This is a genomic window from Natronorubrum halobium (genome assembly GCF_051351675.1).
GTDB lineage: Archaea > Halobacteriota > Halobacteria > Halobacteriales > Natrialbaceae > Natronorubrum.
The window spans coordinates 401089-414538 of sequence record NZ_CP195595.1 but is presented as its reverse complement, the minus strand read 5'-3'; the positions used below and the strand labels follow the sequence as shown (position 1 = coordinate 414538).

The following is a 13450-nucleotide window of genomic DNA, read 5'->3' as shown; positions in this document are numbered from 1 at the left end:
TCGAAAAACCCCGGTCACACTCGCTGAAACTGCCGATCACCAGGGTTTGCAGTCGGGGCAGACGAATTCGCCGTCGTCACGCCAGACGCGCTCGGTTTCGGCATCGCATCGACTGCAGGTGTAGGATCCCCACGCGTACGTCGACCGTGCGGTTTCGCCGTCGCCCACGTCTCCGTCGTGCGGTTCGTCGTCGCTCATCTCGCTGTCGTGCGGTTCGTCGCCCGTGTCACTGTCGCCTGTCACTCGTTCGGTCGTCTCGACTTCGTCGACCCGGCTCGAGTCCGATCGCTGCTCGTCGGTATCGTCGTCGTCCGTGGCCCCAGTCGAACCGAAATCCGAGAGCGTCGCGTCGTCGGTCACGGTCGGGCGTACGGCCGGCGGTGGCTTATACTGTCGGCTCCGGTCGTTCGCCAGCGTCGCCGCGCTCGCCCGACGAACGACCGTCACCGACTCACAGCCCGCAGTACTGACGCCACGGACGGTGCCGGGACGGGGGCGTCTGCGCCATCGGACGATCCGTTCCGATGGACCGGCACGGCCAAGTAGGATCGGTGACAACCCCCGTACATGGACACCGTCACACCGATGAACGTGATCGTCGACAACATCACCGAGATGAACGAGCTCTTCGCCGACGTCGCGGTGGGCGACGGGTTCGCGCCGCTGCTCGTCCTGATCGGGACGCTGCTGATCGTCTTCTCGCTCGGCGTCTTCGGCGCGCTCACCCTCGGCGCCATCGGGAGCCTCTTCTCCTCCAGCTCGATCTGAATTCGCTGCGTCGACTGCGTTCTTATTCCGATTGCCGCTCCGTGACACTGTCGAGCGCCTCGCTCGCGCGCACGACCGCATCCTCGAGATCCGGCCCGAGCGGCGAGCCGACGACGATGCCGTCGACGTGCTCGAGCGCGGCCGCGAACCGATCCGCGACCGTCTCGGTCGTTCCCGCGATACAGAAGGCGTCGATCATGTCCGGCGTGACGCGGCCGAACGCCTCGTTCAGGTCGCCCCGCTCTAAGGCGTCGCTCACCGCGCTCGCGGCCTCGCGGTCGATATCGTGGCGCTCGAGGACGGGCTCCGCCGCCCCGCCGGCGATGAACGCGACGGGCGGCCGGGCCGCCTCGCGGGCCTCGGTTTCGTCGCCGGCGACGCTCACGCTGGCGAACGCGAGCGACTCGAAGGCGCCGCGTTCGGGCGGTCGTTCGGCGAGCCCCTGCTCGATCTCTCCCGCCGCCCACTCGAGGTCCCGCGGGTGAGCGGCGTTGATCAGGACGCCGTCCGCGTGCTTCGCGCTCATCCGGAGCATGTGCGGCCCCTGCGCCCCGACGTAGGTCGGAATCTCGTCGGACGGCGGCTCGATGTTGAGCGAGGCGTCTCGAGCGGTGAACGTCCCCTCGCGGGTCACCGTCTCGCCGTCCCAGAGATCCTGCGCGAGTTTGAACGTCTCGAGGACGCGCCGAAGGGGGCTGTCGCGCTCGATCCCGAGGTTCGCGAGCGAGGAGCGGTCGCCGGCCCCGACGCCGAAGACGGCCCGGCCGTCGCTCACTTCGTCGATCGTCGCCGTCTGTGCGGCGAGTTTCACGGGGTGGCTCTCGTAGGGGTTGACGACGCCCGGCCCGAGTCGCAGGTCGTCGGTGGCGTCGGCCATCCGCGAGAGGGCGACGAACGGGTCGCGGTTGAAGTAGTGGCTGCTCGCGAAGGCGATATCAAACCCTTCGTCCTCCGCGAGCGCCGCCAGGTCGGCGATGCGGTCCGTCGGGTATTCGGGTGTCAGTTCGATGGCCCGGGTCGCGTCGTCGGTGGTCGCGTTCTCGTCGGTCATCAGTCGTCGAACCTCCACTCTCGCAGCGCCTGCCGGACGAGGTCGTCCTCGACCGCTCTGAACAGTTCGTCGCTGCCCTCGTGGTCGCCAAAGTCCCAGTCGCGAACGACGACCGCGGGCGTTCCACCGGCGCCCTCTCCCGTCACGAGATTCGCCGCGGACGAGAGTTCGTCGACCACGGACTGGACGGTGACGCCGAGTTCGTGGCCGTCTCGGTCGAGTTCGCCCCGCCAGTCCCGGCTCGCGGGCATCCCCGTCCAACCGAGGGCGACGCCGCGCTGGCCGTGGCGGAACGGCCGCCCGCAGGTATCCGTCACGATCACCGCGACGTCCTCGATGCCGCGCTCCGCGAGGCCCGAACGGATCCGTTCGGCGCTCTCGGCCGGCTTCTTGGGCAGCAGCAGGATATCGTGGTCCGGCACGTTCGAGCGATCTATTCCCGCGTTGACGCAGATGTGGCCGAACCGGGTCTCGGTCAGCAGGAAGGGACAGTCGATCAGTAGCTCCGTGCTCTCCTCTAAGACGGCCTGTGCGAACCGCGGGTCCTTCTCCTCGCCCGCGACGTCGGCGATTCGGTCGGCGATCTCCTGTGCCCGGCCGCTGACGGGGTAGTCCTCGAGATTCGCCATCCGGCCCTCGGTCTTCGAGACGATGGTGCTCGCGACGGTGAGCACGTCGCCGGACTCGAGGGCGGCCCGATCCGCGACGAGGGCGGCGATGTCGTCGCCGGGACGGATCTCGGGGAGACCCGTCACTGGTTCGAGTTCCATACCGAAGGGTGGGCCAGCGGCGTCAAAAACGCACCGTCACCGGAGAATGGAGCCAGTGTCGGGGACTCGAGTTCTCGTGTCAAAACTGAGCGTCGGGCCGATACAGTTTACTGATCAGTACAGGTGAGAGACGAACTACTTCGGACCGATTGAACACGTGCGGTGGCGTGCGCTGAGCCGTGGTGAGCGACGAGTGAACCACGGCTCGAAGTCGTGCGAGGTTTTCGTGAACTCGTGAACGAAGGCGTGGGAGACGCGAAGCGTCTTCCTGTGGATGAGGGAGCGAGCCTGCGAGCGAGCGAATCGGCTGGGGAGGACGTGGAAATCATCGCCGCCAGTATGAGTACTTCGCTCAATCTCACCACTAGTCTCTGCAAAAGCAGATTCGGCAAGTACGAATCTGTAGTGAGCACCATCGTTTCGGCAGAAATAGCGATCGAATCGAATATAGACGAGAGAAAAAGCGTTCAGAACCGCGTTAGCCGAGGACGTACCGGAGTTTCGGGTACGTCTCGACCAGCGTCTGGCCGCCGACTCGCAGGTTCTCGATGTAGCGGTCCGCGCCGAGGACCCGTCCGGCGCCGAAGGCCGCGAGGGCCAGGAACAGGACGGCGTAGATCAGCGTCGAGTCGAACAGTGCGAGCCACTCACCTTCCCAGCCGCCGAGGTAGAAGGCGAACATCTGCAGCGCGCCGCCGAGGGCGGCCAGCCGGAGCAGGCCGCCGAAGATCAGCGCGACGCCGATCAGTATCTGGGTCGCCGGCACGACGACGTTGATGATCTCCATCAGCGCCGCGTTGCCCGCCATCGCGGCGTAGAGGCCGCTGACGGGGCTCGCCGGGTCGACGCCGTGGACCAGGAAGCCGCTGGCGTCGAACGGCCAGTCCGCGACCTTGCCGATGCCGGCGAACAGTATCATCCCGCCCAGCAGGAATCGCAGAGCAACGACGAACCACGCCGACAGCGCGTGAGGGTGGCCTTCGAGTTCGATTCCTGCGTAGTGGCTTTCGAGTGCGTTTTCGGTGGTAGTGGACATGATCGGTCAGCTCCTTATACTCGATACAACGCAGGGTACACCTTTGAACGAATACCCATCTTCCCACCCCGTGGGGACAACATTTGGCGCGCTACCACCGATCTCCCTTCGATTCGGTCAGGATATGTTCGACCTGGTTCGATCTCTACCGGCGCACCCGATCCCGTCTGTTCCGAAACTCGCTCTTCGAGTCGCGTGGAACTCGACCGACGGTCACGAACTGCCGTGTGAAACTCGGCCAGCCGTCACGAACGGTCGCGATCGAACAGCGCTCCCGGCCCGTCGGGATCGACATCCAGTCCGGCGACGCCGCGGACGTCCCACAGCGTCGCGCCGTTGCTGGTGATCGCCGGAATCCCCAGCTTCGCCTCGAGATCCTCGACGGCGGCCAGCGACCGGTAGTTCGTACAGGAGACGAAGACGGCCTCGAGGCCGTCCACCCCGTCGACGCTGTCGATCACCTGCTGGTACGCGTCGGCCGCGTCCAGCGCACCGATCGCCGTGTTCGCCTCGAGCCCCCAGCCGTCGATCGACGCGACGTCGAAGCCCGAAGCCTCGAGAAAGTCGCGTTCCTTCGCGTCGAGATCGGCGGTGTAGGGCGTGACGACCGCGATTCGTTCGGCCTCGAGGGCCTCGAGCGCGCGTACCACCGATCGAGCCGTCGCGACGGCGGGGACGCCGGCCGCCGCCTGCAATCGCTCCTCGAGTTCGGCGTCGAACCCCGGCCCGTGGAGCAGGCTGCCGGTGGTGCAGACGTAGGCGACCGCGTCGACGTCGGCGTGGCCCAGCAACTCGGCCGCCCGCGCCGCGTCGTCGCTCATCGCGTCCAGTGCGTCGACGGTCACCGACTCGAGTGCCATCCGCGCGCCGTGGACGGTGATCTCCCCCGGAAGCCACCGGCGGAACTCCGGTTCGGCCGTGGTGTTCGAGGAGGGGACGATCAGCCCGAGTCGGCCGCGGACGTCGTCGGCGTCGACGCTCATCGGTCGGTCCCCTTTCTCTCCGCTCGCTCGTCCGGTTCGGTTCGCTTGCCGGCCGAGCGATCGGCCTCGAGCGCCGCCTCGTCGCGTTCCTCCGGGTCACCGTGTCCGCCGCCGCCGGGGGTCCTGACGGACACCGTCGTCCCAGCCGCGACGTCGACGGTCGTCTTCGCGGGCACCGACTCGCCGTCGATCAGGTTCTCGCCGGTGGCACCGTTTCGCCCGCCGGCAACTCCCTTCGGCGCGTGCCGTCGCCGTTCGGTCAGCAGCGACACCGTCGCGTCCGCCTCGACGGTGACGGTGCGCTCGAGTCCCAGTCCGCCTCGGAATCGCCCGTCTCCGCCGCTGTTCGGGCGGAGCGCGTAGCGCTCGACCCGGAGCGGATACTCGGTCTCGAGCGACTCGATGGGCGTGTTCAGCGTGTTCGTCATCCCCACCTGCACGCCGTCCATGCCGTCGCGGCCCGCTCGAGCGCCGAACCCGCCGCCGATGGTCTCGTAGTAGGTGAACGACCCGTCCCGCGCACCGATGGTCAGATTGTTCATCGTCCCCTGGCCCTGGGCGGGGACGCGCTCGGGTGCGGCCCCCGCGAGCGCGGTGAAGACGACGTCGGTGACGCGCTGGCTGGTCTCGACGTTCCCGCCCACGACCGCCGCGGGCGGCTTCGGATTCAGGAGCGTCCCTTCGGGCGCGCGGACGCTCACCGGTTCGTAGCAGCCGTGGTTCGGCGGGATCTCGGGGTCCGTGATGCAGCGCACGACGAAGTAGACCGCGCTCTTCGCGACCGCGATGGGAGCGTTGAGGTTCCCCTCGAGTTGCCCCGCGGTCCCCGAAAAGTCGACGTCGATCGCGTCGCCGTCGACCGTCACCGAGACGCAGATCTCGATGTCCGCGTCGGTGATGCCGTCGCCCTCGAGGAGGTCGGTCGCCTCGTAGGTGCCGTCTGGCAGGGCCGCGATCTCCTCGGCGATCCGCTCGCGCGAGTAGTCGATGACGGCGTCGAACCCCGACACCACCGTCTCTCGACCGTGCTCGTCGAAGAGCGCTGCGAGCCGCGTTTCGGCGCGTTCGTTCGCCGCCAATTGCGCCCGGAGGTCGGCCCGTCGCTCGGTCGGGTTGCGGACGTTCGCGAGGATCAGCGATTGGACGTCCTCGCGACGCTCCCCGCCCTCGACGAGTCGGGTCGGCGGGAGCCGAAGCCCCTCCTGATAGATCTCCTGTGCCCCCGCGGGCATGCTGCCGGGGGTCATCCCGCCGACGTCGGCGTGGTGGGCTCGAGAGACGGCGAAGCCGACGATTTCGGGTTCCTCGTTGGCCTCGTCACGGTCCTCGCTCGCTTCGGGTGCGATCGGCGACACCATCGTCACGTCCGGCAGGTGCGTCCCGCCCGTGAAGGGATCGTTGAGCACGAAGACGTCGCCCGGTTTCGGGTCGTACTCGAGCACCGCGTCGACGGCCGCGGGCATCGCGCCCAGGTGAACCGGAATGTGCTCGGCCTGGGCGATCATCCGTCCCTCGGCGTCGAACAGAGCCGTCGAACAGTCCCGGCGCTCCTTGATGTTCGGCGAGTAGGCCCCGCGGATCAGCGTCTGGCCCATCTCCTCGGCGACGCTCTCGAGCTGGTTGCGCAGCACCTCGAGGGTCACCGGATCGATACCGTCGTCGGAATCGCGTCCGTCAGTCGTGTCTCTCGTCATCGCTCGCTCACCTCCGTCCTATCCGCCGCTCGACTCATCACGAGGGTGCCGTCGTCGAGGATCTCGCCGCCCCAGTCCGGCGGGACGACGGTCGTGCTCTCGGCCTGCTCGAGGATCGCCGGCCCGGAAACCGTCGCGCCCGACTCGAGTCGATCCCGATCGTAGACGGTCGTCTCTCGGGGCTCAGTCCCGGTCCCGGGGAAGTGTGCGTCCCGGGAGCCGAGACGGGCGTCGCCCGTCCCCTCGTGGCGGACGGTCGGCTCCGTCCCCGGAACCGTCGCCGTCGCGCGGAGGTTGACGACCTCGAGCGATTCGTCCATCGCGTAGCCGTAGGCTTGCTCGTGGGATGCGTGGAAGCGCTCCGCGACTCCCGACGCGTCGAACGACTCGTCGACGGGGACGGTCAACTCGAAGCTTTGACCCGCGTAGCGGCAGTCTGCGGCGCGTTCGACCTCCGCGGCGTCCCGATTGGACGCGTCCGCGAGCACGTCCGAAACGAGGTCGTCGTAGACGGCCTCGAGTTCTGCCGAATCGGCCGTTTCGAGATCCACGCCGACCGTCCGAACGGCGTCGTAGCTCTCGTCGGCCGCGAGCAATCCGAACGCGGAGAGAACCCCGCCCGGCCGCGGGACGACGACCCGATCCACCTCGAGCGAGTCGGCCAGCGCGGCGGCGTGCATCGGTCCCGCGCCGCCGAAGGCGATGACGGCGAACTCGCGGGGGTCGTGGCCTCTCTCGACCGTCACCGCGCGGATCGTCCGGGTCATCGTCGCGTTCGCCACGCGGTAGACGCCTCGTGCGGCCTCGAGCGCGCTGTCCAAGCCGGCCTCGTCGGCCAGTCGCTCGAGGGACGCGCGGGCCGCCTCGACGTCGAGGGTCATCTCGCCGCCCAGTGCGGTTTCGGGGCCGATGTAGCCGAGCACGACGTTGGCGTCGGTGACCGTCGGCTCGGTGCCGCCCCGGCCGTAGCAGGCGGGTCCGGGTTCTGCGCCCGACGATCGCGGTCCGACGCGCAGCGCGCCGCCGGCGTCGACCCACGCGATCGATCCGCCGCCGGCGCCGACGGTGTTCACGTCGACCATCGGCGTCCGGATCGGCAGGCCGTCGATCTCGGCGTCGGTCGTCCGCTCGGCCTGGCCGTCTCGGACGAGACTCACGTCGCTCGAGGTGCCGCCCATATCGAAGGTAACGAGTCCCTCGACGTCGGCGTCGTCGACGGTCGCCGCGGCACCGACGACACCCGCAGCAGGACCCGATAGCGTCGTCGTCACGGCGTGTTCGCGAACAGTTTCGGGGTCGGCGATGCCGCCGTTGGCCTGCATGATCCGCGGTGCCGGAATCCCCGCGTCCTCGGCTTCGTCGACCAGCCGACCGACGTAGCGGTCGATCGCCGGCCGAACGTAGGCGTCGACCGTGGTCGTCGACGTCCGCTCGAACTCGCGGAACTCCGCGAGCACCTCGTGGGAGGCCGAGACCGGGACTGCGAGCTCCTCCCGCAGAATCTCGGTGACGAGCCGCTCGTTCTCCGAGTCGGCGTAGGAGTGTAGCAGACAGACGGCGACGGCTTCGACGTCCGATTCGCGCAGGGTCGCCGCGAGGTCGCGGATCTCGTCGGGATCGACCGGTCGCTCGACGCCCTCGGTCGTCGTTCGCTCCGCGACCTCGAATCGCCGCTGGCGCGGAACGAGGGGGTCGGGCTTCTCGGCCTCGAGATCGTACAGATCCGGCCGGTTCTGCCGGCCGATTTCGAGCACGTCCCGGAACCCCTCGGTCGTGACGAGCGCGGTTTTTGCGCCGCCGCGCTCGAGGAGGGCGTTGACCGAGACGGTCATCGCGTGGGCGAACGCGTCGATTTCGCCGGGATCGATGCTCGCTCGGTCGCAGGCCTTTCGGATGCCCTCGAGGACGCCGATCTGCTGTGGATCGGTCGTCGGCACCTTCGCGGTGACGAGGCGGTCGTCGACCGAGAGCGCCACGTCGGTGAAAGTGCCGCCGACGTCGACCCCGATTCGGGTATCGTCGCTGGAGAGCGGGGCGCCGCCGTCGGCGCGCACGGTATAGTCGTCCATCGATACGTTCGATTTCGTGTCGGAGGCGTTTGAATCCGTCATTCAGTTAGAGAATCAAGACGTCGTAGAGCGTCTGTAGACCGATCCCGACCACGACGAGCGTGACGAGGCCGCCGAGGACGTTCTGGAGGGTCGTGTTCGTGTGTTCGCCGAGCAGTTCGTCGTTGTTCATCGCGTAGATGAGGAAGACGGCGAGGATCGGCAACAGGAGGCCGTTGGCGACCTGCGCGAAGACGATGACCTCGACGGGGTTGTAGTCCAGCGCCGAGAAGACGATGCCGGTGCCGAGGATCGTCATCCATATCGCGCGGAACCGAGTCGATTTCAGGTCGCGCTCCCAGCCGAGCGCGCCGGCGGTGGCGTAGGCCCCCGCGAGGGGCGCGCTCATCGCGCTCGTGAAGCCGGCCGCGAAGAGGCCAATCGCGAAGAACGTGAGCGCGTAGCCGCCGAAGACCGGCTCGAGCTGGTCGGCCATCGCACCGACGTCGCCGATCTGGGTCCCCTCGGGGAACACCGCGGCGGCCGTGACGACGATCGAGGTCGTGATGAGCCCGCCGACGATGATCATCCCGATCGTGTCGGTGCGACACGCCGCGAGGTCGTCGGCGCCGTCCCAGCGCTCCTGGACGGTGCTCGCGTGCAGGAACAGGTTGTAGCCGACGACGGTGGTCCCGACGAGGCCGGCGATCAGATACGTGGAGCCCTCGGGAACCGTCGGCACGAGACCGCCGCCGAGGGCCCCGATATCCGGTCGAACGATGATCGCGTTGAGCACGAACGCGAGTCCCATGACGACGACGAGGCCGATGAAGACCCGCTCGATCAGTTTGTAGCTACCGGACCACAGCAACCCGGCGGCGACCAGTCCGATGACCGGCCCCCAGACGTTCTCGCTAACGCCGGTGATCGTCGCGAGGCCGGCCGCGCCGCCGACGATGTTTCCCGTCTGGAACGCCGCCGTTCCGATCCCGATCGCGCTCACAACGAGCGCGACGGTTACGCCCCTCGCGATCGGGTTCGAGAACTCGCCGCGAAACGCCTCGCCCAGTCCTTCCTTCGTGATCAGTCCCAGTCGAGCGCTCATCTCCTGGAGAACGATGGTCGCCAGGATCGAGAACGCGATCGTCCATACGAGCAGATACGCGTACTCCGCTCCGATGACACTCGCCGTCGTGACGGTTCCCGGACCGATGAACGCCGCCGCAACGAGTGCGCCCGGTCCGATCGCCTTCAGTCGGTCTACGACTCCCATGTTTCAACACCCATGATGTATGTCCACACACAACCAGCCCCGAAGACGGCAAAAGGGTTGTTAAGAACTGTACATACGAACCGCGTCCGACCCGCTGCGTTGATCACCGTCGTATGAACGCGTACGAACGCGCCCGGCGGAGGGCCTCCGTCGGCAGTCAGCTACTCGCGTGTTCGGTCACGATCACCTTCGAGACGCCCCGATCGATCTCGATTTCGGTCGGCAGGTCGACCGTACTGCGTTCGAGAAAGCGCGTCATGAACCAGCGGATGGCCTCGGAGGGGAAGACGATGTGATAGACGCCGTCTTCCTCGCAGCGAACGTCCAGAAAGCCGCAGAACGAGAGCCACTCGAGGACCTCGCTCGCGCTCTCGAAGCGCTGGGCGTACTCGCGAGCGTGGTAGTCCGAGACCCGGTCGGCCGCCGCGACGAACGCCGGATCGGGGTCGCCACTCGCGTAGCAGTGTTCGAGAAAGGCGTGGAGGAAGTCGACGTCCAGCAGGACGTGCTCGCCCGAGGTGAGCATCTGGTAGTACTGTTCCAAGTTGTCGCTCGGCCGTCCGCTCGCCGCCTCGAAGTTCGCGGCGTAGAAGGTGAGCGCACGGCGAACGATCTCGCTCTGTCCGTTTCCGGTCTCGGCGAGGAGCGTCTCGAGCGCCGCCTGCGAGTCGTCGTCGAGCGAGACCGTGACGCGCTGGGTCATGTGCTCCCGTCGAACGCGAGACGGGTATAGTTCACGGCACCTGTCTAAACGAGGTCACTTTCGCGGGGACCGGTCGGTCCCGACTCGCCGACCCGGTCCCGAAAGCGATTCCCATCGGCCGGTCGTCGTCTCGCGTATGAGCGATCGAGCGGGAAGCGAAAGCGGCGACGATGGGAGTGAGGACGGACCGAGCCACGTCGTCACCGCGTTCCTTCGAAACCGCGGCGAGGTACTGCTGTTGCGCCGCAGCGATGCCGTCGGCACCTACGTCGGCCGGTGGGGCGGCGTCTCCGGCTTCGCGGAGGGCGATCCCGACGAACAGGTCCGCGCCGAGATCCGCGAGGAGACCGGACTCGAGCCGGGAGACGATCTCTCGTTCGTCCGCAGCGGCCGTCCGGTCCGGTTCGAGGACCCAGCTGTCGGGCGGGAGTGGGTCGTCCACCCGTACCTGTTCGACAGCGACTCACGCGAGATCGACCTGAGCGAGGAACACGACGCCCTCGAGTGGGTCGCGCCGACCGAGATATGCCTCGATGGAGTCAGTGCCGACGGAGATTCGGCCGACGTCGGTGCGGAGGACGGAGACGCGGACGGCGAAGCCGACCGCGAGACGGTCCCCGAACTGTGGACCGCCTACGAGCGCGTCGCGCCGACTGTCCGATCGATCGCGGCCGACGACGAGCACGGCGCGGCGTCCCTGTCGATCCGCGCACTCGAGGTAGTGCGCGACCGGGCGGCCCTCATCGTCGCGGAAGGCGAGGAGAGCGAGGCGACGACGTCGCCTCGGAACGGCGAACGGGGTACCCGCGAGTTCGACGTCGATCCGGCGGCGGAGTGGGACGAACTCGCAGAACTCGCCGGGAGGCTGCTCGAGGCTCGACCCTCGATGGCGGTCCTCCGAAACCGGGTCAATCGGGCGATGAGCGAGGCGGTGGACGCCGCACCCGACGAGGAGTCGATCCCCGGCGCGCCGGCCGTCCTCGAGGCCACGCTCGCCGGTATCGAGCGCGCGACCGCCGCCGATACCGACGCCGCGGCGGCCGCGAGCGAGCGGATCGACGGCACCGTCGCGACGCTCTCGCGGTCGGGGACCGTCCTCGAGGCGCTCCGCGGGGGCGATCCGTCGCGGATTTTCGTCGCCGAGTCCCGGCCGGCGCGGGAGGGGATCGACGTGGCGGAGGAACTCGCCGCGGACGACGAGATCGACTGTCCCGTGACGGTTCACACCGACGCGGCCGCGGCGCACGTTCTCTCGCAGGAAGCCGTCGATCGGGTCGTCGTCGGTGCGGATACGGTGCTTCAGGACGGCTCCGTGGTGAACAAGACCGGAACGCGGGCGCTGGCGCTCGCGGCCGCCCACGAGGGGATTCCGGTCACGGTCGTCGCCGCGACGGACAAACTTACGACGCGCGAAGAGGTGAACCTCGAGTCTGACGACCGATCCGCCGTCTACGACGGCGCGGCACCGCTCGACGTGCTGAATCCGACGTTCGACGTGACGCCCGCCGCGTGTGTCTGCGAGATTATTACTGAGCGAGGATCGCTCGAGACCGACGACGTCGGGTCCGTCGTCGAGGAGTTGCGGGGGCTCGAGGACTGGCGCGACCGGTAGATCGAAGCGATAGACGGAAACCCCTCGAGCGCGTATTCGAAGCAGGCGGCAGTGACGATGTGTTACCCCCTCTGAGCCCCTTGTGACGAGGATTTTTCCTGAGCCGCCCCTTCAGCAGTTCTCAGCGATGGCACCGTCTCTGAACCGCCCTTTCAGTGGTTCCAATAGTCGACCGACTTCGCGGATCAATTGTCAGTACAGGGCAAGGCGTTACCACTCCGGACCGATCAAGCAACGTGCGGTGGCGTGCGCTGGCTCTCGGTGAGCGGACAGCGAACCGTGAGCCGAAGTCGCACGAGGGATGAGCGAGCGACACCGGAGCGAGCGAATCGGCTGGGGAGGACGTGGCACTCATCGCCGCCAGCGACAGCAACACGCTCGTCCTCACCAACTCCTCAATAACATAGCTCCGTTCACTACGTCCACCGAATGAACACTATCATCTGTCCAATGCAGACTCCAGCAACGATGCTGAGGGCGAGTTTTCTCTGGAAAGGTTCAACTCGGGTTCGTCCGTACCCACACCCATGCAATTCGAACTCGAGCGACTCGGCGTCCACGACTCGGTCGACGCGGTGTTTCCGCCGTCGGAACTCGCGAACTACCTCTCGGATCTTCCGGTCGCCGTCGACGTGATCGGCGACGAAGAAATCGCCGACTGCGACGCGGTCGTCACCCTCAAGCACCGCGAGATGTTCCTCGAACTGGAGTGGGTCCACTCCATCCAGGCGGGCGTCGACCGGTTCCCGTTCGACGATTTCGAAGCAGCGGGCGTCGTCCTCACGAACAGCACGGGGATCCACGACCGCACGGTCGGCGAGACGGTCGCGGGCTACCTGCTCGCGTTCTCGCGGCGGCTCCACGATCACGTCGCGAACCAGCAGGAGCGCCGGTGGGAGCGCCCCGAGTGGGACGAGGCGTTTACGCTGCCCGGCAAAACCGCCTGCGTCGTCGGCACCGGGACCCTGGGACGCGGCGTCGCGGAAACGCTCGACGCGCTCGGCGTTCGCGTCACCGGCGTCCGTCGATCGGGCGATCCCGTCCCCGGATTCGAAGAAATCTACGCGAACGACGACCTGCTCGAGGCCGTCGCCGACGCCGAGTTCGTGATCGCCACGGTTCCGCTGACCGACGAGACGCACCACCTGTTCGACGCCGAAGCGTTCGACGCCATGCGCGAGGACGCCTACTTCGTCAACGTGGCCCGCGGCCCCGTCGTGGACGAACCGGCGTTGATCGACACCCTCGAGTCGAACGGCATCGCGGGGGCAGCGCTGGACGTCTTCGAGGAGGAGCCGCTGCCCGAGGCGTCGCCGCTGTGGAGCATGGACGAGGTGATCGTCACGCCCCACTGTGCGGCCTACACGCGGAACTACTTCCGGGACGTCGGCGAAATCGTCCGCGAGAACGTGGGGCGACTCGAGGCCGACGAGGCGTTCCACAACCGCGTGGTCTGATCCGCTTTTCGCTCACAGCCAAACCCGTTCTTCACTCACAGCTGATCCCGCCCTT

At 67.6% G+C, this 13450-nt stretch carries 12 protein-coding genes; 3 read left to right on the top strand and 9 right to left on the bottom strand.

The features are described from left to right. Positions 1-36 precede the first annotated feature (36 nt). Positions 37-360, bottom strand: a complete 324-nt coding sequence (locus ACSFC7_RS02000; protein ID WP_436346099.1) for a DUF7573 domain-containing protein — start codon at positions 358-360, stop codon at positions 37-39. A 207-nt stretch (positions 361-567) separates the two neighbouring features. On the opposite strand from ACSFC7_RS02000, the gene ACSFC7_RS01995 reads away from it, so the two are divergent. Next, on the top strand, positions 568-768 hold the full coding sequence (locus tag ACSFC7_RS01995; protein ID WP_436346098.1) for a hypothetical protein: 201 nt from the start codon (positions 568-570) through the stop codon (positions 766-768). Between the two features lie 22 nt (positions 769-790). Here the strand turns inward: ACSFC7_RS01995 and ACSFC7_RS01990 are convergent, their stop codons facing one another. The 8 genes from ACSFC7_RS01990 to ACSFC7_RS01955 all read right to left on the bottom strand — a co-directional run bounded on the left by ACSFC7_RS01990 (position 791) and on the right by ACSFC7_RS01955 (position 10326). After that, positions 791-1819 (bottom strand): 5,10-methylenetetrahydromethanopterin reductase, encoded by a 1029-nt coding sequence (locus tag ACSFC7_RS01990; RefSeq protein ID WP_436346097.1) that lies wholly within the window; start codon positions 1817-1819, stop codon positions 791-793. After that, positions 1819-2589: a coenzyme F420-0:L-glutamate ligase gene (locus ACSFC7_RS01985; RefSeq protein WP_436346096.1), complete on the bottom strand. Its 771-nt coding sequence runs from the start codon at positions 2587-2589 to the stop codon at positions 1819-1821. The genes ACSFC7_RS01990 and ACSFC7_RS01985 overlap by 1 nt, the downstream gene beginning before the upstream one ends. A 478-nt stretch (positions 2590-3067) precedes the next feature. Further along, positions 3068-3625 carry a DoxX family protein gene (locus ACSFC7_RS01980; protein ID WP_436346095.1) on the bottom strand — a complete coding sequence of 186 codons (558 nt, stop codon included), beginning with the start codon at positions 3623-3625 and terminating at the stop codon, positions 3068-3070. A 245-nt stretch (positions 3626-3870) separates the two neighbouring features. Next, positions 3871-4608 (bottom strand): maleate cis-trans isomerase family protein, encoded by a 738-nt coding sequence (locus ACSFC7_RS01975; protein WP_436346094.1) that lies wholly within the window; start codon positions 4606-4608, stop codon positions 3871-3873. Then, positions 4605-6302, bottom strand: coding sequence for a hydantoinase B/oxoprolinase family protein (locus ACSFC7_RS01970; protein ID WP_436346093.1), 1698 nt, complete (start codon positions 6300-6302; stop codon positions 4605-4607). Before ACSFC7_RS01970 ends, ACSFC7_RS01975 begins: the two co-directional genes overlap by 4 nt. After that, complete coding sequence (locus ACSFC7_RS01965) at positions 6299-8371, bottom strand: hydantoinase/oxoprolinase family protein (protein WP_436346092.1); 2073 nt, start codon at positions 8369-8371, stop codon at positions 6299-6301. Before ACSFC7_RS01965 ends, ACSFC7_RS01970 begins: the two co-directional genes overlap by 4 nt. Before the next feature lie 46 nt (positions 8372-8417). After that, positions 8418-9623 (bottom strand): Nramp family divalent metal transporter, encoded by a 1206-nt coding sequence (locus ACSFC7_RS01960; RefSeq protein WP_436346091.1) that lies wholly within the window; start codon positions 9621-9623, stop codon positions 8418-8420. Between the two features lie 157 nt (positions 9624-9780). After that, on the bottom strand, positions 9781-10326 hold the full coding sequence (locus tag ACSFC7_RS01955; RefSeq protein WP_436346090.1) for a ribbon-helix-helix protein, CopG family: 546 nt from the start codon (positions 10324-10326) through the stop codon (positions 9781-9783). 136 nt (positions 10327-10462) lie between these two features. On the opposite strand from ACSFC7_RS01955, the gene ACSFC7_RS01950 reads away from it, so the two are divergent. Together ACSFC7_RS01950 and ddh are read left to right on the top strand one after the other, a co-directional pair. Further along, positions 10463-11938: an NUDIX domain-containing protein gene (locus ACSFC7_RS01950; protein WP_436346089.1), complete on the top strand. Its 1476-nt coding sequence runs from the start codon at positions 10463-10465 to the stop codon at positions 11936-11938. A gap of 527 nt (positions 11939-12465) precedes the next feature. Further along, a complete protein-coding gene (gene ddh / locus ACSFC7_RS01945) occupies positions 12466-13395 on the top strand; it encodes a D-2-hydroxyacid dehydrogenase (RefSeq protein ID WP_436346088.1) in 930 nt (309 codons plus the stop codon). Positions 13396-13450: the final 55 nt, after the last annotated feature.

What these genes read in the sequence shown, in the direction of transcription:
- ddh (WP_436346088.1), top strand. Translation starts at nt 12,466, where the DNA reads ATGCAATTCGAACTCGAGCGACTCGGCGTCCACGACTCGGTCGACGCG.
- ACSFC7_RS01950 (WP_436346089.1), top strand. Translation starts at nt 10,463, where the DNA reads ATGAGCGATCGAGCGGGAAGCGAAAGCGGCGACGATGGGAGTGAGGAC.
- ACSFC7_RS01955 (WP_436346090.1), bottom strand. Translation starts at nt 10,326, where the DNA reads ATGACCCAGCGCGTCACGGTCTCGCTCGACGACGACTCGCAGGCGGCG.
- ACSFC7_RS01995 (WP_436346098.1), top strand. Translation starts at nt 568, where the DNA reads ATGGACACCGTCACACCGATGAACGTGATCGTCGACAACATCACCGAG.
- ACSFC7_RS01990 (WP_436346097.1), bottom strand. Translation starts at nt 1,819, where the DNA reads ATGACCGACGAGAACGCGACCACCGACGACGCGACCCGGGCCATCGAA.
- ACSFC7_RS01980 (WP_436346095.1), bottom strand. Translation starts at nt 3,625, where the DNA reads ATGTCCACTACCACCGAAAACGCACTCGAAAGCCACTACGCAGGAATC.
- ACSFC7_RS01970 (WP_436346093.1), bottom strand. Translation starts at nt 6,302, where the DNA reads ATGACGAGAGACACGACTGACGGACGCGATTCCGACGACGGTATCGAT.
- ACSFC7_RS01975 (WP_436346094.1), bottom strand. Translation starts at nt 4,608, where the DNA reads ATGAGCGTCGACGCCGACGACGTCCGCGGCCGACTCGGGCTGATCGTC.
- ACSFC7_RS01985 (WP_436346096.1), bottom strand. Translation starts at nt 2,589, where the DNA reads ATGGAACTCGAACCAGTGACGGGTCTCCCCGAGATCCGTCCCGGCGAC.
- ACSFC7_RS01965 (WP_436346092.1), bottom strand. Translation starts at nt 8,371, where the DNA reads ATGGACGACTATACCGTGCGCGCCGACGGCGGCGCCCCGCTCTCCAGC.
- ACSFC7_RS01960 (WP_436346091.1), bottom strand. Translation starts at nt 9,623, where the DNA reads ATGGGAGTCGTAGACCGACTGAAGGCGATCGGACCGGGCGCACTCGTT.